This is a genomic window from Pseudaestuariivita atlantica (assembly GCF_001205715.1).
Classification (GTDB): Bacteria; Pseudomonadota; Alphaproteobacteria; order Rhodobacterales; family Rhodobacteraceae; genus Pseudaestuariivita; species Pseudaestuariivita atlantica.
This window is the reverse complement of record NZ_AQQZ01000002.1, coordinates 303,500-318,385: the sequence shown is the minus strand read 5'-3', so window position 1 is coordinate 318,385 and position 14,886 is coordinate 303,500. Positions and strand designations below refer to the sequence as shown.

The 14,886-nt window shown below is 66.6% G+C and carries 17 protein-coding genes; 5 read left to right on the top strand and 12 right to left on the bottom strand.

Going from position 1 to position 14,886, the window contains the following annotated elements; all coding sequences use genetic code 11:
- The first annotated feature begins 20 nt into the window (after positions 1 to 20).
- Positions 21 to 572: a GcrA family cell cycle regulator gene (locus ATO11_RS05055; RefSeq protein WP_050529749.1), complete on the top strand. Its 552-nt coding sequence runs from the start codon at positions 21 to 23 to the stop codon at positions 570 to 572.
- A gap of 87 nt (positions 573 to 659) precedes the next feature.
- Here ATO11_RS05055 and ATO11_RS05050 read toward each other — a convergent pair whose 3' ends face one another.
- Positions 660 to 2,624 (bottom strand): AsmA family protein, encoded by a 1,965-nt coding sequence (locus ATO11_RS05050; protein ID WP_050529748.1) that lies wholly within the window; start codon positions 2,622 to 2,624, stop codon positions 660 to 662.
- Positions 2,625 to 2,724: 100 nt separating this feature from the next.
- Between ATO11_RS05050 and rimO the strand changes: the two genes are divergently transcribed.
- Positions 2,725 to 4,095: a 30S ribosomal protein S12 methylthiotransferase RimO gene (gene rimO / locus ATO11_RS05045; RefSeq protein ID WP_050529747.1), complete on the top strand. Its 1,371-nt coding sequence runs from the start codon at positions 2,725 to 2,727 to the stop codon at positions 4,093 to 4,095.
- 52 nt (positions 4,096 to 4,147) lie between these two features.
- Here rimO and ATO11_RS05040 read toward each other — a convergent pair whose 3' ends face one another.
- From ATO11_RS05040 to def (ATO11_RS05000), 9 genes are all read right to left on the bottom strand, one after another.
- Positions 4,148 to 4,933 (bottom strand): FAD binding domain-containing protein, encoded by a 786-nt coding sequence (locus ATO11_RS05040; RefSeq protein ID WP_050529746.1) that lies wholly within the window; start codon positions 4,931 to 4,933, stop codon positions 4,148 to 4,150.
- A 101-nt stretch (positions 4,934 to 5,034) separates the two neighbouring features.
- A complete protein-coding gene (locus ATO11_RS05035) occupies positions 5,035 to 7,404 on the bottom strand; it encodes a xanthine dehydrogenase family protein molybdopterin-binding subunit (protein WP_050529745.1) in 2,370 nt (789 codons plus the stop codon).
- A 108-nt stretch (positions 7,405 to 7,512) separates the two neighbouring features.
- Positions 7,513 to 7,998, bottom strand: coding sequence for a (2Fe-2S)-binding protein (locus ATO11_RS05030; protein ID WP_050529744.1), 486 nt, complete (start codon positions 7,996 to 7,998; stop codon positions 7,513 to 7,515).
- A 33-nt stretch (positions 7,999 to 8,031) separates the two neighbouring features.
- Positions 8,032 to 8,565: an SRPBCC family protein gene (locus tag ATO11_RS05025; RefSeq protein ID WP_050529743.1), complete on the bottom strand. Its 534-nt coding sequence runs from the start codon at positions 8,563 to 8,565 to the stop codon at positions 8,032 to 8,034.
- Positions 8,566 to 8,653: 88 nt separating this feature from the next.
- Positions 8,654 to 8,920 carry a hypothetical protein gene (locus ATO11_RS05020; RefSeq protein ID WP_050529742.1) on the bottom strand — a complete coding sequence of 89 codons (267 nt, stop codon included), beginning with the start codon at positions 8,918 to 8,920 and terminating at the stop codon, positions 8,654 to 8,656.
- A 1-nt stretch (position 8,921) separates the two neighbouring features.
- Positions 8,922 to 9,833, bottom strand: coding sequence for a methionyl-tRNA formyltransferase (gene fmt / locus ATO11_RS05015; RefSeq protein ID WP_050529741.1), 912 nt, complete (start codon positions 9,831 to 9,833; stop codon positions 8,922 to 8,924).
- A gap of 43 nt (positions 9,834 to 9,876) precedes the next feature.
- A complete protein-coding gene (gene def, locus ATO11_RS05010; protein WP_050529740.1) occupies positions 9,877 to 10,371 on the bottom strand; it encodes a peptide deformylase in 495 nt (164 codons plus the stop codon).
- Entirely contained in the window at positions 10,368 to 10,853 is a 486-nt protein-coding gene (def, locus tag ATO11_RS05005; RefSeq protein ID WP_050529739.1) for a peptide deformylase, read from the bottom strand. The genes def (ATO11_RS05010) and def (ATO11_RS05005) overlap by 4 nt, the downstream gene beginning before the upstream one ends.
- Positions 10,850 to 11,368, bottom strand: a complete 519-nt coding sequence (gene def / locus ATO11_RS05000) for a peptide deformylase (protein ID WP_050529738.1) — start codon at positions 11,366 to 11,368, stop codon at positions 10,850 to 10,852. Before def (ATO11_RS05000) ends, def (ATO11_RS05005) begins: the two co-directional genes overlap by 4 nt.
- A gap of 130 nt (positions 11,369 to 11,498) precedes the next feature.
- Here def (ATO11_RS05000) and ATO11_RS22475 point away from each other — a divergent pair, with 130 nt between their 5' ends.
- Positions 11,499 to 11,630, top strand: a complete 132-nt coding sequence (locus tag ATO11_RS22475; protein ID WP_278044282.1) for a hypothetical protein — start codon at positions 11,499 to 11,501, stop codon at positions 11,628 to 11,630.
- Positions 11,631 to 11,640: 10 nt separating this feature from the next.
- Entirely contained in the window at positions 11,641 to 12,813 is a 1,173-nt protein-coding gene (locus tag ATO11_RS04995; RefSeq protein WP_050529737.1) for a MalY/PatB family protein, read from the top strand.
- Positions 12,814 to 12,899: 86 nt separating this feature from the next.
- Here the strand turns inward: ATO11_RS04995 and ATO11_RS04990 are convergent, their stop codons facing one another.
- Positions 12,900 to 13,256: a hypothetical protein gene (locus ATO11_RS04990; protein WP_050529736.1), complete on the bottom strand. Its 357-nt coding sequence runs from the start codon at positions 13,254 to 13,256 to the stop codon at positions 12,900 to 12,902.
- 197 nt (positions 13,257 to 13,453) lie between these two features.
- Between ATO11_RS04990 and ATO11_RS04985 the strand changes: the two genes are divergently transcribed.
- Positions 13,454 to 14,428, top strand: a complete 975-nt coding sequence (locus tag ATO11_RS04985; RefSeq protein WP_050529735.1) for a glutathione S-transferase family protein — start codon at positions 13,454 to 13,456, stop codon at positions 14,426 to 14,428.
- On the opposite strand, the gene ATO11_RS04980 is transcribed toward ATO11_RS04985, so the two are convergent.
- Positions 14,385 to 14,801 (bottom strand): response regulator transcription factor, encoded by a 417-nt coding sequence (locus tag ATO11_RS04980; protein ID WP_050529734.1) that lies wholly within the window; start codon positions 14,799 to 14,801, stop codon positions 14,385 to 14,387. The two genes, ATO11_RS04985 and ATO11_RS04980, sit on opposite strands and share 44 nt — an antisense overlap.
- Positions 14,802 to 14,886 lie beyond the last annotated feature (85 nt).

Below are 14,886 nucleotides of genomic sequence, written 5' to 3'. Positions count from 1 at the left end.
TTTCGCTTGGAGACCTTCCCATGTCGTGGACAGATGAACGCGTCGAGCTCTTGAAGAAGATGTGGGGCGAGGGGCAGTCCGCCAGCCAGATCGCCAAGGAACTTGGCGGTGTGACGCGCAATGCCGTGATCGGAAAGGTTCATCGCCTCGGCCTGTCGAACCGCGCAGGCCCGGGCGCGGCCCCGGCCAAGCCCGAACCGAAGCCCGAGCCCAAACCAAAGGCCGCCGCGAAACCGGCAGAGGCCGAAGCGGCCCCCGCGCCCGAGCCGAAACCCGCCTCGACACCCGCACGCAAGCAGATCATCCCGGCAGGCCAGCCCCTGCCGCCGCAACCGTCTGCGAACGAGATCAGCCCCGAGGCGCTCGCCAAGGTGAGCGAGGTCGAAAAGAAGGCCAAGAAGCTGTCGCTGATGGAGTTGACCGAACGCACCTGCAAATGGCCCGTCGGTGACCCCGCAACCGACGATTTCTGGTTCTGCGGCCTGCCCGTCAAGGCCGGCAAACCCTATTGCGAGGCGCATGTGGGCGTAGCGTTCCAGCCCCTTTCGGCCCGCCGCGACCGTCGCCGGTAATTGTCGGTCGGCCCGCCACGGGCACCGGGATAAAGCAAAGGCCGCCCTCGGGCGGCCTTTTCCGTTTGGTCACTCCTGCTTCGCGCCCTAGCGGCCCAGCAGGTTGCGCAGGCCTCTCGCAGCCTCTTCCTCCAGCTTGCGGCGCAGCGCATCCTCGACGGATTCGCCCTCCTGCCGGTTCACACCAAGCTCCTGCTGCAGCTTCTCGTCGACCTTCTTGCGCGCCTCGGCCTCGATCCGGGCCTTTTCCGCCTCGACCTGCTTGCGCAGCTTTTCCTTCTCGGCGGCGATCTCGGCATCGAAGGTCGACTTGATCGCGGATTCGACGTCCACCCCGATCCGCGGATCGGCCCAAGGCCCCTTGATCGTGACCGGGAACACCACGTCGCGCACGCCCTCCACCTTCGGCAGAACCGGCGTCACCCGGTAATCGATGCTCTGCCCGCCAAGGTCGATCCGCCCCGCGCCCTTCACGCCGAACTTCTGCAACTGCGCGGTCAGGTCGTCGTTGCGCAGCACACCCTTGTTGATCGTGAAGGTCCCGGTCAGGTCGTTGAAGATCGTCGACCCGCCCTGCTGCCCCTCGTTCAGGAACAGCTTGCCAAGCGTCAGGCCGAAGATCTCGCCCTGCCGGATGGCGAGCGACCCGTCGCCGCCCAGCGATCGCATGATCGCGTCGACCGACCCGCCGGATCCCAGCACCGAAATCCGCGCCTCGCCCGTGCCCGCCAGCCGCTCATACCCCATCAGCGCGGACAGCAGGGCTTGCATCTTCACGCCCGAGGCCGCCGCCGTTGCCCGCACCGACAGCCCGTCGCGGTTGTTGGCCACGAATTCGCCCGACAGGCTGCCGCCGTATCCCGCCGCCCGCGCCAGCGTCAGCACGGCGCGCGACTTCTCGACCGCGACCTTCGCGGCCACGTCCGTCAGGCGAATGTCGCCAAAGGTGATCGCGGGCGTCGTCAGGCCAAGGTCGGCATCCACCGCCGAAAGCGCCGAAGCGTCGATCCGCTCCTTCGACCAGCCCGACTGCGCGCTGTTGCCGCCCGTCCCGCCGAAAGCCGACAGGTCCAGTGCCGAGGCCGCGATCTGGCCCGTCACGCGCGGCGTCCCAGCGAAGGCCACGGTCAGGTCACCCCGGAACCGGTTGCCCTCCAGATCGGCGTCGAGCCCCTTCAGCGAGACGACGTTGTTCGACCCGTAACTCAGGTCCGCGCTCACCTTGCCCGACCGCCCGAAGCCCTTGGGCAGATCCGCCCCCGGCAGGCCAAGCGCGGCGAGGAATTCCGCCGTGCGCGCGATATCGGCATCGACCCGCCCGCTGGCGCTGCCGTCCAGCGCCGCGCGCCCGTTGAACGCCACCCGGCTGCCCGCCGCCGACAAGGTCGCCTGAACGCCCGTCGCCGTGCCGTCCAGGAAACCTTGCGTCTCGGCTATCTTGCCTTTGAGGGAGATCGGCTGTCCCGCCCGGCGATAGGTGATGTCGAACACCGCCGGCCCGTCGAGGTCGGGCGCCCGCACGTCCACGTCTAGGTTCGACACGGCCACATTTTCTCCGCTCCGCCGGTCGACAAACCGGATCGCCGCACCTGTCAGCGACAGGTGCTCCAGCGAGATCCGCCGCGCGGGGGCGTCGCCGGTCGGCGCGGGCACCTCTTCGGACACACCACCGAACATGTCCCAGTTCACCTCGCCATCCGAGTTCGTCTCCAGCAACAGGCGCGGGCCAATGGCCGTGATATCCCCGATCAACAGGTCACCGCCCAGCAGCCCCCGCAGATCCAGCGCCACGTTCAGCCCTTCCGCTTCAAGGATCGGCCCGCCATCCGACCAGGCCGCGTTGGCGACCCGCACCGGGCCGGTGCGCAGCCCGATATCGGGATAGAAGGACGGGCGCACCGATCCCTCGAACGTGACCTCGCGGCCCGTTGCCGCCTCGATCTGGCTTTCGAGGATACGCGTCACCTGTTCGTTCGGCACAAGGAACATCCCCGCCACCACGATGGCCACCGCCACCAACAGGATCCCGAAGATCCGAAAGATCCAACGCATTGTCGCTGCTCCCGCCTGACTGCGCCTGATGTGCGCCCTGTCCGTCAAGATTGCAACGCGCCGCCTTCACACAGCGTTCCGCATCGGCTAAGCGCCGCGCATGGCCCAGAACCCGCCCGACCTCCGCCCCGACCTTGCCCGCGCCCGCGTCACCGACGCGCCGCGCCACGGCCAGCCCACCATCGGCATGGTGTCACTCGGCTGCCCCAAGGCGCTGGTCGACAGCGAACGCATCCTCACGCGTCTCCGCGCCGAAGGCTACGGCATCTCGCCCGACTATTCCGGCGCCGACGCCGTGATCGTGAACACCTGCGGGTTTCTCGACAGCGCCAAGGCCGAAAGCCTCGACGCGATTGGCGAGGCCTTGGCCGAGAATGGCCGCGTGATCGTCACCGGCTGTCTGGGGGCCGAGCCCGACTACATCACCGGCGCGCACCCCAAGGTCCTCGCCGTCACCGGCCCGCATCAATACGAACAGGTGCTTGACGCCGTGCACGGTGCCGTCCCGCCCGCGCCCGACCCGTTCATCGACCTGCTTCCTGCCACGGGCGTGTCCCTGACCCCGCGCCACTACAGCTATCTGAAGATTTCCGAAGGCTGTAACCACAAGTGCAAGTTCTGCATCATCCCCGACATGCGCGGCCGCCTCGCCTCCCGCCCCCACCGCGCCGTGATGCGCGAGGCGGAAAAGCTGGTCGAGGCAGGCGTGAAGGAGTTGCTGGTCATCAGCCAGGACACCTCGGCCTACGGCACCGACTGGAAGGATCGGGAGGCCAAGGCCCCCATCCTCGACCTCGCCCGTGACCTCGGCACGCTGGGGGCGTGGGTGCGGCTCCACTACGTCTACCCCTACCCCCATGTGCGCGACCTGATCCCGCTGATGGAGACGGGCGGCGTCCTGCCCTACCTCGACATCCCGTTCCAGCACGCGCATCCCGATACCTTGAGGCGCATGGCCCGCCCCGCCGCCGCCGCCCGCACGCTGGACGAAATCGCCGCATGGCGCGCCGCCTGCCCCTCCATCACCCTGCGGTCGACCTTCATCGTCGGCTATCCGGGAGAGACCGAGGCCGAGTTCCAGACGCTCCTCGACTGGCTGGACGAGGCGCAACTCGACCGCGTCGGCTGCTTCCAGTACGAAAATGTCGACGGCGCCCGGTCGAACGCGCTGCCCGATCACGTCCCAGCCGAGGTCAAGCAGGACCGCTGGGACCGCTTCATGGCCAAGTCGCAGGCCATCTCCGAAGCCAAGCTCGCCGCCAAGGTCGGGACGCGGATCGAGGTGATCGTCGACAGCATCGAAGAGGACGCCGCGACCTGCCGCACCAAGGGCGATGCGCCGGAAATCGACGGCAACCTCTTCATCGACGAGCGGTTCGACACGCTCTCCCCCGGTGACATCGTGACCGTCACCGTGGACGAGGCCAGCGAATACGACCTCTGGGGCCAAATCGAAAAGCCCCGGACCTGATCCGGGGCTTTCCTTCATTCATGGGTGCCAGGGCCAGGGCCCCGGCAAGGCATCATGCGGCGGCTTCGACCGCCCGTGCCGTCAGTACCTTGATCAGGTGCGCGCGATAGGCGCTCGACCCGTGCAGGTCGGCGATCATGCCATCGGCGGCCGGGGCATCCGGCACGGCGGAAGCGTCGAAATTCGCCGACAGCGCCGCCTCGGCCTCGGTCCAGCGGAACACGCCGTTCTCGGACGCACCCGTCACCGCGACCCGCACCCCGTCGGCGTATTTCGCGACGAACACGCCCACCAGCGCAAAGCGTGACGCGGGCTGCACGAATTTCTGGTAATTGGCCTTCTCCGGCACCGGGAAGCGCACCTCGGTGATGATCTCGCCTTCGTCCAGCGCGGTGTCGAACATCCCCTGGAAGTAATCGTCCGCCGCGATCGACCGCGCATTCGTCACGATGGTCGCACCCGACCCTAGCGCCGCCGCCGGGTAACAGGCCGACGGGTCGTTGTTGGCCAGCGACCCGCCGATGGTGCCGCGATTGCGCACCGCCGGATCCCCGATATGCGCCGCCGTGTCGGCCAGCGCCGGATAGGCTCCCGCGCCTGCCGCGACCTCGGCATGGGTCGTCGCCCCGCCGATGCACAGCGCACCGTCATCACCTGTGCAGATGCCCTTAATCTCGGAAATGCCCGACAGGCTTACCAGCGTGGCCGGGCTGGCCAGCCGCTGCTTCATCGTCGGCAGCAGGGTCTGCCCGCCGCCCAGCGCCTGCGCCTCGTCGCCCTGCAGCGCCGCAACCGCATCCGCGATGGTCGAGGGCTTCTCGAATTCGAAATTGTACATCTTCTGTCCTTTCGTCTGAAACCAGGACCGGGTCGCCCCTTCTCTGGTTCAAAATACCTCGGGGAGCGCGAGGGGCTGGCCCCTCGCACCTGCCCTTAAGATCATTGCATCGCGGCCCAGACGCGATCCGGCGACAGCGGCATGTCGATATGCAGCACACCGGTCTTGCCGCCCGAATGCAGCGCGTCGATCACCGCGTTCACCACCGCCGGCGGCGACCCGATGGCACCGGCCTCGCCACAGCCCTTCACACCCAGCGGGTTGTGCGTGCAGGGCGTCTGGCAGGAATGGTCCACGCTGTAGAACGGCAGGTCATCGGCCCGCGGCATGGCGTAATCCATGTAGGATGCCGACAGAAGCTGCCCGGTCTCGTCATAGGCGCAGTTCTCAAGCAGCGCCTGCCCGATCCCCTGCGCCAGCCCGCCATGCACTTGGCCCTCGACGATCATCGGGTTGATGACGTTGCCGAAATCGTCCGCCGCCGCGAAGCGCTCGATGGTGACCTTGCCGGTTTCGGGATCGACCTCCACCTCGCAGGAATAGGCCCCGGCCGGGTAGGTGAAGTTCGCCGGGTCATAGAACGCCGTCTCCTCCAGCCCCGGCTCGATATCCTCCAGCGGGTAGTTGTGCGGGACATAAGCCGCCAGGCAGACCGACCCCCAATCCACCGACTTGTCGGTCCCGGCCACGGTGAAGTTGCCGTCCTTCAACTCGATATCCGCTTCCGAGGCTTCCAGCAGGTGCGCCGCGATCTTCTTGGTCTTGTTGATGATCTTCTCGGCCGCCCGCACCATGGCGCTGCCGCCCACCGCGATGGAGCGCGAGCCATAGGTGCCCATGCCCATCGGCGTGTTGGCGGTGTCGCCATGCACGATCTCGACCATGCTCTCGTCGATACCGATCATCTCGGCGATGACCTGCGGGAAGGTCGTCTCGTGCCCCTGACCGTGGCTGTGCGACCCGGTCATGACCACAAGGCCACCCGTGGCGTTCACGCGCACCGTGGCAGACTCGTACAGACCCGCACGCGCGCCCAGCTGACCGACAAGGTTCGACGGCGCGATGCCGCAGGCCTCGATGTAGCAGTTGACGCCAAGCCCGCGCCACTTGCCCTTCGCCTCGCTCGCGGCACGCCGCGCGGCAAAGCCCGACAGGTCCGCGATCTCTTCCAGCTTGTTCATCGTGGCGTCGTAATCGCCCGTGTCGTATTCCACCGCCACCGGCGTGGCATAGGGGAACTGGTCCGGCTGGATAAAGTTCTGACGGCGCAGCGCGATCGGGTCCACGCCCAACTCCCGCGCCGCCTTGTCGATCACCCGCTCCAGCTGGAACGTCGCCTCGGGGCGACCCGCCCCGCGATAGGCATCGACCGGCACGGTGTTGGTGAAGACCGCCTTCACGTTCACGTAGATCAGCGGCGTGCGGTAATTCCCCGCCATCAGCGTCCCGTGCAGCCATGTCGGCACCGACGGCGCGAAGGTGGACAGGTAAGCCCCCATGTTCGCATGCGTCTCGGTCCGCACGGCGGTGAAGTTGTTGTCCGCATCCAGCGCCAGCTCGATCTTCGTCACGTGGTCGCGGCCATGCGCGTCCGACATGAACGCCTCGGTCCGGCTCGCCGTCCACTTCACCGGGCGGTTGCAGGCCTTGGCGGCAAAGGTGCAGAACGCCTCCTCGGCATAGTGGAAGATCTTGGTGCCGAACCCGCCACCCACGTCGGGCGCGACGACCCGCAGCTTGTGCTCGGGGATGCCCAGGACGAAGGCGCCCATCAACAGGCGGATCACGTGCGGGTTCTGGCTGGTGGTGTAGAGCGTCGAATCGTCCGTGCCGCGGTTGTAGTCGCCCACCGCCACGCGCGGCTCCATCGGGTTGGCGACGAGGCGGTTGTTCACCAGTTCCAGCGTGGTGACATGCGCGGCGTCCTTGATCGCCTGGTCCACGGCGTCGCGGTTTTCCTCCACGAAACCCCAGTCATAGCACAGGTTCGACGTCAGATCGTCATGCACCTTGGTCGACCCGTCCGCCAGCGCCGCCTTCATGTCGATCACGGCGGGCAACTCCTCCATGTCGACCTCGATCGCCTCGGCGGCGTCGCGCGCCTGCTCCAGCGTGTCGGCCACGATGGCCGCGATCGGGTCGCCCACGTGCCGCACCTTGCCCTGCGCGAGGATCGGGTGCGCGGGTTCCTGCATCACCTCTCCGTGGCGGTCGGTGACCTGCCAGCCGCAGGGCATGCCGCCCACGCCCTCGAAATCCGCCCCAGTAAAGATCCGCACGACCCCCGGCATGGCAGCCGCCGCGCCGGTATCGATCCCGTTGATCCGCCCATGCGCCACGTCCGAGCGCAGGAAATACACGTAAGCCTGACCGCGCACGTTGATGTCGTCGGTATAATTCCCCGCCCCGGTCAGAAAGCGGACGTCTTCACGGCGCTTCGGAGCTGCGCCAATTCCATGATCCTTCGGCATTCGTCGTTCCTCCCAATATCGACCGGCCCGGCCTCATCCCGCCCGTCCCCCCTTCTTCGGTTTTCAAATACCTCGGGGGTCCGGGGGCTGGCCCCCGGTCGGTCAGATTTATTCGGCTGCGATTGCGCTGACGTCGTGGCCGGCTGCGGCCATGATCGCCTTGACGATATTGTGGTACCCGGTGCAGCGGCAGATGTTGCCCTCCAGGTATTCCCGGATCTCCTGCTCGCTGGGGCTGGCGTTCTCGGCCAGCAGGGCCGCCGCCGACATCACCATGCCCGGCGTGCAGAACCCGCATTGAAGGCCGTGGTGGTCCTGGAACGCCTGCTGGATCGTCGACAGCGTGCCATCCGGCGCCGCCATCCCCTCGATCGTCTTGACGTCCGCGCCGTCAGCCTCGGCCGCCAGCATCGTGCAGGCCTTCACCGCCTTGCCGTCCACGTGCACCACGCAGGCGCCACATTGCGAGGTGTCGCAACCCACATGCGTGCCTGTCAGCCCCAGCTGGTCGCGCAGGAATCCCACCAGCAGCGTGCGGCCCTCGACCTCGCCGCTTGCGGCCTTTCCGTTCACCGTCATCGATACGTTCGGCATTCGATCCTCCCTATGAAATGCGATTGTCTCGGGTCAGCCTGACACGATGCGTCCCAGCCATCCCTTCTTTTTCTCGTCACTCGTCTCGCCCTGGCCTTCGTCGCCATCCGGCCCCGCATCGGGTGCCTCCGGCGCCACAGCGTCCTGGAACCTGTCAAAGAACTGGTCGGCCATCTTGCGGGCGAACCCGTCCACGATGCGGCTGCCAAGCTGTGCCAGCTTGCCGCCCACCTTGGCCTCGACCTCGTAATCCAGCTGCGTGCCCTCGGGCACCTCGGTCAGCCGCACATCGGCGCCGCCCTTGGCGAAGCCCGCGGCACCGCCCTTGCCCTCGCCCGACAGCGTCAGGCGTTCGGGCGGGGTCATGTCGCTCAGCGTCACGGTTCCCTTGAAGGTCGCCTTCACCGGCCCGACCTTCTGCACCACCGTCGCCGTGAACCCCTCCTCGGCGGAACCCGCCATCTCCTGGCACCCCGGCACGCAGGCCTTCAGCACCTCGGGATCCAGCAGCGCCGCCCAGACCGTCGCGCGATCCGCCGCCAAGATACGAGTGCCCGTCATGTCCATGCGATGATGCCTTGTCCCTAGGTGCAACCGCTACGGTAGCAACGGAAATCGCATCTGCATAGCGCGGAATTGACGCGGCGGGAGCGGCTCACTTCCGCCGGCGGTCGCGCGTCTCCCGGCCACCCCGCCAATGGGTCGGCACGATGATGAGAGCGCCAATCGAGGCGACGATGGCCTGCACGCCCGGCGGGCCGAACCGCAGCCCGAACATCAGCGACACGAAATAGAACAGGAACGCCCCGCCCACGCAGATGATGATCGACGGCAGGTAGCCGTTGCGCGTGAACCCGGATTTTTCCGATACATAGCCGACGATGCCCGCGATCACGACGGTGCCGATAAGGGTCGGAAACATCTCACTCTCCCAGTTGCGTGCCCGGCGCGACAGGCCAGCCGCGCAGCATCTCGCCCGTCGTCGCCGCCGACTTACCCGCGCGCTGCGCCCGCGTGATCCGCACCGCGCCGCTGCCACAGGCCACCGTCAGCGCCGCGTCCAGCGTGACGCCCGCCCCACCTTCCCCGTCCGCCAGTTCCGAGGCAAGGCATTTCACCCGCTCGCCCCGGATCAGCGTCCACGCGCCCGGAAAGGGTGACAGGCCCCGGATCTGCCGATCGACCTCGACCGCCGGACGGGTCCAGTCGATGGCCGCCTCCGCCTTGTCGATCTTCGCGGCATAGGTCACGCCGTCCCCGGATTGTGGCTCGGGCGTCAGCGTATCGAGCCGTGCCAGCGCCTCCACGATCGCCTCCGCGCCCAGCGCCGACAGGCGGTCATGCAAGGCGCCCGTCGTCTCGGTCTCGCCGATCTGCACCGCGCGCCGCAACAGGACCGGGCCGGTATCAAGGCCCGCCTCCATCTGCATGATGCACACGCCGGTCTCGGCATCGCCCGCGAGGATCGCGCGGTGGATCGGGGCGGCGCCCCGCCAGCGCGGCAGCAGCGAGGCATGGATGTTCAGGCATCCCCTCTCGGGCGCATCAAGGATCGCCTGCGGCAGGATCAGCCCGTAGGCCACCACCACCGCAACCTCGGCACCAAGCGCCGCGAACGCCTCCTGCGCTTCTTGCGATTTCAGCGACACGGGATGCCGCACCGGCAGGCCCAGCGCCTCCGCCCGCGCCTGCACGGGCGTCGCGCGATCCTTCTTGCCGCGGCCCGCGGGGCGCGGCGGCTGGCAATAGACGCAGGCAATCTCGTGCCCCGCCGCGACCAGCGCATCCAGCACCGGCACTGAAAAGTCCGGGGATCCCATGAAGATCACGCGCATGGCCGGTTCCTCCTGCCTGTAGGTCGGCTGCTTGCCAGCCGACCTACCTGACCGATTTCCGGACCTTGCGCAGGAACATGTCGCGCTTCACCCGGCTCAGGTTGTCGAAATACATCCGCCCGTTCAGGTGGTCGATCTGGTGCTGCACGCTGGTCGCCCACAGCCCCTCGAACTCCCTCCGGTCAAGCATGCCATAGGGGTTCAGGAACCGCACGATCACCTTCGCGGGACGTTTCAGTTTGGCCGACGCGCCCGGCAGGTTGGGGGAGGCTTCCTCGTGCGCGCGCAGGTCCGCGCCCGCGTCGATCACCTCGGGGTTGGCCATGCGCACCGCCTGCCCGCGCGTGTCCGACGCATCGACCACCGCCAGCCGCAGCATCACCCCGATCTGCGGCGCGGCAAGGCCCACGCCCGGCATCGCCTCCATCGTGTCGATCATGTCGTCCCAGATCGCCCGGATTTCGTCCGTCACGTCCGCGACCGGCTCGCAGACGGTCGACAGGCGCGGATCGGGCCAGGGCACGAAGGGGCGGATCATGTGGCGTCGACCTCGCGCAGTCCCGGATGCTCCTCCGCCCGGTCGGTGATCAGGATCCCGTCGAGGTGATCGATTTCATGCTGGGCGCACACCGCCTCGAACCCCGTCAACCACGCGTCATGCGCCACGCCCTCGCCGTCCCGCCATGTCAGCCGCACGCGGGGATGGCGCGGGACAGACAGGCTAAGACCGGGGATGGACAGGCAGGCTTCCAGCCCCTCCTGCGGCTCACCCGCGCGCTCGACGATGCGCGGGTTCACGAAGACGCGCGGATTGCGCGGCCCGTCCTTCCACGTCGCATCCATGATGAACAGACGCTCCAGCACGCCGACCTGCGGCGCCGCCAGCCCGCGCCCCTGCGCGTCGTAAAGCGTGTCGAACATGTCCGCGATCAGGCCCCGGCGATCCGCGTCCTCCGGCACCGCGACACAAGGCGTGGACAGCCTCGAATCGGGGCGCATCACGACCGGAAGGACGCTCATGCCCGCGCCATTTCACGCTTCATCTTCTGCATCTTGCGCGTGATCAGCTGGCGTTTGAGCGGCTTGAGGTAGTCGATGAAAAGCTTGCCATCGAGGTGATCGATCTCGTGCTGCACGCAGGTCGCCCACAGCCCGTCGAACTCCTCCTCCTGCGGATTGCCATCGAGGTCCAGCCAGCCGACCTTCACCACCTTGGGCCTTGTCACGTCGGCGAACTGTTCCGGGATCGACAGGCAGCCCTCTTCATAGGTGTTCTGCTCGTCCGACGACGCCAGCACCTGCGGGTTGACCAGCACCATCGGGCGCGCGGGTGCGTCGTCGTCCTTGACGCAATCCATCACGATCATCCGGTCGGTCACACCCACCTGCGGCGCGGCCAACCCGATGCCCGGCGCGGCATACATCGTTTCCAGCATGTCATCCGCCAGCGCGCGCAGCCGGTCAGAGATGTCATCGACCGGCGTGCACACCTTTTTCAGGCGCGGATCGGGGTGGAGCAGGATGGGCCGTTTCATGCCTCCCCAGATAATCGGACACCGCCCCCGGCGCAACTGCTGCCCGGAGCAGCACAATAGGTAACCATGGCATTGCCATTTCCGCGACGACCGATGACACCCACGAACCGCTCTTGCGTGTCAGGTCGGCGTGCCGCGCAAGACGATCAACACGAGCGGGAACGCGGTCTTCATCCTCTCCACAACTCTCGCCTTGCGCATCGCGGCAGAGCTTGGCACCACCGTCGGAACCCTGTTCCAGCTCGCAGACGACCCATCCTGAAAGGCCTTCCATGAGTTTCGACGACATCATCGACCGCCGCGGCACCCATTCGGTGAAATGGGATATGATGGAGGCGATCTACGGCGTCTCCCCCGATGACGGTCTGGCCATGTGGGTGGCCGACATGGATTTCCGCCCGCCCGCCTGCGTGACCGATGCGGTCCGCAACATGGCCGATCACGGGATCTACGGCTATTTCGGCAACGAAACACCCTACCGCGAGGCGATCTGCTGGTGGATGGCCGAACGCCATGGCTGGACGGTCGATCCGGCGTCGATCTTCACCACCCACGGGCTGGTCAACGGCACCGGCATGTGCGTCGACACCTGGACCGAACCGGGCGACGGCGTCATCCTCACGACGCCCGTCTACCACGCCTTCGCCCGCGTCATCAAAGCCGCCGGGCGCGAGGTGGTGGAACTGGAACTGGCCCTGACCGATAACCGGTACGCGATGGATTTCGCCGCGTGGGACGCGGCCATGACGGGGCGTGAGAAGATGTTCATCCTCTGCTCTCCGCACAATCCCGGTGGGCGCGTCTGGACGCGGGAGGAATTGCAGGGCGTCGCCGATTTCTGCAAGCGGCACGACCTGATCCTCGTGTCCGACGAGATCCACAACGACCTCGTCTATCCCGGCCAGACGCATATCCCCATGACGCTCGTGGATGACAGCATCATGGACCGGCTGGTGATGATGACCGCCACGACCAAGACCTTCAACATCGCGGGCGCGCATATCGGCAACGTGATCGTGCCGGACCCGGACCTGCGTGCGCAATTCGCGCAGAAGATGGGCGCGCTGGGGATCTCTCCCAACTCGTTCGGCCTGCACATGGCGACCGCCGCGCTCAGCCCCGAAGGGGCGGCGTGGGTGGATGACCTGATGGCCTATATCGGTGAGAACCAGCGCGTCTTCAACGACGGGATCGCGGCCATCCCCGGCCTGACGCCCATGCCGTTGGAGGCGACCTACCTGTCATGGGTCGATTTCTCCGGCACCGGCATGGAGGTCGCCGAGTTCACCCGCCGCACCGAGAGGGAGGCCCGGATCTGCGTCAACCACGGCCCGACATTCGGCAAGGGCGGCGACAGCTTCCTGCGGTTCAACATCGCCACGCCGCGCGCCCGCGTCGTCGATGCGGTCGGGCGCATGCAACGCGCGTTCGGCGACCTGCAGTAGCAATGCGCGTAGGGTGGGTGATTTCACCCACCACCTGTCAGCAGTGGAAAAACTTTCGACGGATCACCCGGCGTAGGGCGGGTGAGTCACCCGCCTGACTTGCCCAGAAGCGCGATGGGCGCGTCGGGCGCGCGGTAGAAATCCAGCGGCGCCTTGTCCGCCGCGGCGGTGTTGCGCTTGAAGTCGAACCGCCATTCCGATCCGTCGCTTTCCGAGGTCACGATCAGGCACTGGTACAGGTGCCGCCCGCCATCGTAGATGTCGACAAGGCCGCGCAGTTGCGGCGCGGTCTCCACGTCTAGCGTGAACCCGGACTCCCACAGCCGCAGGATGCGGAATGTCGTGGCGCCCTGAACCACCCGGTAGCGGCTCTTGCGCTTCTCGGCCAGCTTGCGCGCGGCGTCGATCCCCGCCTGAACTTCCTTGGACAAATATGTCGACATCGGCCCTCTCCTCCCGAGGGTTTAACTATGGCGAATCTGAAAAAAGAAACCGTGAACCGGTGAAAATGTGTGCATGCGGCCACGCCGTCGCAACGATGCTGTGCACATGCGCAGGCATGCTGCGCGCGACCGTGACCTTTCGGCATCGGTCAAAACCGCTATGTCAGGGGCAACACGGAAATTGAAGGAGCACGCAGATGGGAATGCTGGTGGACGGCACGTGGCAGGACACGTGGTACGACACGACATCGACCGGCGGCGCTTTTAAACGGACCGAGGCCGCCTTTCGGAACTGGATCACCGCCGATGGCAGCGCCGGTCCTTCCGGCGAGGATGGGTTCAAGGCGGAAAGCGGCCGCTACCACCTCTATGTCAGCTATGCCTGCCCCTGGGCGCACCGCACGCTGATCTTCCGGGCGCTGAAAGGGCTGGAGGATCACATCGACGTCTCGGTCGTGCATCCCGACATGCTGGACGACGGCTGGACGTTCGAGACGGACGCCCACGGCGCCACCGGCGACCGGCTTTACGGCCTGCCCTTTGCCCGCGACATCTACCTCAAGGCCAAGCCCGCCATGACCGGGCGCGTGACCGTGCCGATCCTCTGGGACAAGAGCCGTGAAACAATCGTGTCGAACGAAAGCTCGGAAATCATCCGCATGTTCAACGCGGCCTTTGACGGCATCACCGGCAACACCGCCGATTTCTGGCCCGCGGACCTGCGCGACGCGATCGAGCCCGTGAACGCGCGCATCTACGACACGCTCAACAACGGCGTCTACAAGTCCGGCTTCGCCACCACGCAAGAGGCCTACGACGCCGCCGTGCATCCCCTGTTCGACACGCTCGACTGGATCGAGGACAGGCTCGCCTCCACCCGCTACCTCATGGGCGACCGCGTGACAGAGGCCGACTGGCGGCTCTTCACCACGCTCGTCCGGTTCGACCCGGTCTATCACCTGCATTTCAAGTGCAACCGCCGCCGGATCGTCGACTATCCAAACCTCTGGGCCTACACGCGGGAGCTTTACCAGTGGCCGGGCGTGTCAGGGACGGTGAATTTCGACCACATCGTGCGCCACTACCATTACAGCCACGACAGCATCAATCCGCACCGGATCGTACCGATCAACCCTGTGCTCGACTGGGAAGCTCCGCACGGGCGCGGCTGACATCCGCGCCGTGATGTTCGACCAGCGCGGCAAGGTCCTCGGGCTTGAAGCCGCGCGGCAGGTAGGCGCAGGCGTTCGAACAATGCTGGAAGATCGACCCGTCGGAAAAGAAGGTCGTGTTGGTGACGAAGATCACCCGCGCCTCGGGATGCCGGTAATTGGCGAAATCCGCCACCGCCAGCGCGCTGCCCTCCTGCAGCATCAGGTCGGTCACGATGATGTCGAAGGTCCGGGTGGTCAGGGCCGAAATCGCGCCGCTCTGCCCACCAACCTGCGTGACCTTCATGCCAACCCGCTCCAGATGGCGCGCCCAGACGCGCCCAATCTCGGGAACAGGTTCCACAATCAAGACTGACGTTTCGCTTGACGCCAACGGCTCCGTCCTTGCTGGGCCCCGGGGTTCATAAAAAAGCAACAAAGCTTGCGAGAAGGTTTACATTTTCGTCAGTGAGAGTCAT

Coding starts and splice junctions, on each gene's coding strand:
- def (WP_050529738.1), bottom strand. CDS start 11,368: ATGAAACGGCCCATCCTGCTCCACCCCGATCCGCGCCTGAAAAAGGTG.
- ATO11_RS05040 (WP_050529746.1), bottom strand. CDS start 4,933: ATGTACAATTTCGAATTCGAGAAGCCCTCGACCATCGCGGATGCGGTT.
- def (WP_050529739.1), bottom strand. CDS start 10,853: ATGAGCGTCCTTCCGGTCGTGATGCGCCCCGATTCGAGGCTGTCCACG.
- rimO (WP_050529747.1), top strand. CDS start 2,725: ATGGCCCAGAACCCGCCCGACCTCCGCCCCGACCTTGCCCGCGCCCGC.
- ATO11_RS04995 (WP_050529737.1), top strand. CDS start 11,641: ATGAGTTTCGACGACATCATCGACCGCCGCGGCACCCATTCGGTGAAA.
- ATO11_RS05055 (WP_050529749.1), top strand. CDS start 21: ATGTCGTGGACAGATGAACGCGTCGAGCTCTTGAAGAAGATGTGGGGC.
- ATO11_RS05035 (WP_050529745.1), bottom strand. CDS start 7,404: ATGCCGAAGGATCATGGAATTGGCGCAGCTCCGAAGCGCCGTGAAGAC.
- ATO11_RS05025 (WP_050529743.1), bottom strand. CDS start 8,565: ATGGACATGACGGGCACTCGTATCTTGGCGGCGGATCGCGCGACGGTC.
- def (WP_050529740.1), bottom strand. CDS start 10,371: ATGATCCGCCCCTTCGTGCCCTGGCCCGATCCGCGCCTGTCGACCGTC.
- ATO11_RS05050 (WP_050529748.1), bottom strand. CDS start 2,624: ATGCGTTGGATCTTTCGGATCTTCGGGATCCTGTTGGTGGCGGTGGCC.
- ATO11_RS04990 (WP_050529736.1), bottom strand. CDS start 13,256: ATGTCGACATATTTGTCCAAGGAAGTTCAGGCGGGGATCGACGCCGCG.
- ATO11_RS04985 (WP_050529735.1), top strand. CDS start 13,454: ATGGGAATGCTGGTGGACGGCACGTGGCAGGACACGTGGTACGACACG.
- fmt (WP_050529741.1), bottom strand. CDS start 9,833: ATGCGCGTGATCTTCATGGGATCCCCGGACTTTTCAGTGCCGGTGCTG.
- ATO11_RS05020 (WP_050529742.1), bottom strand. CDS start 8,920: ATGTTTCCGACCCTTATCGGCACCGTCGTGATCGCGGGCATCGTCGGC.
- ATO11_RS05030 (WP_050529744.1), bottom strand. CDS start 7,998: ATGCCGAACGTATCGATGACGGTGAACGGAAAGGCCGCAAGCGGCGAG.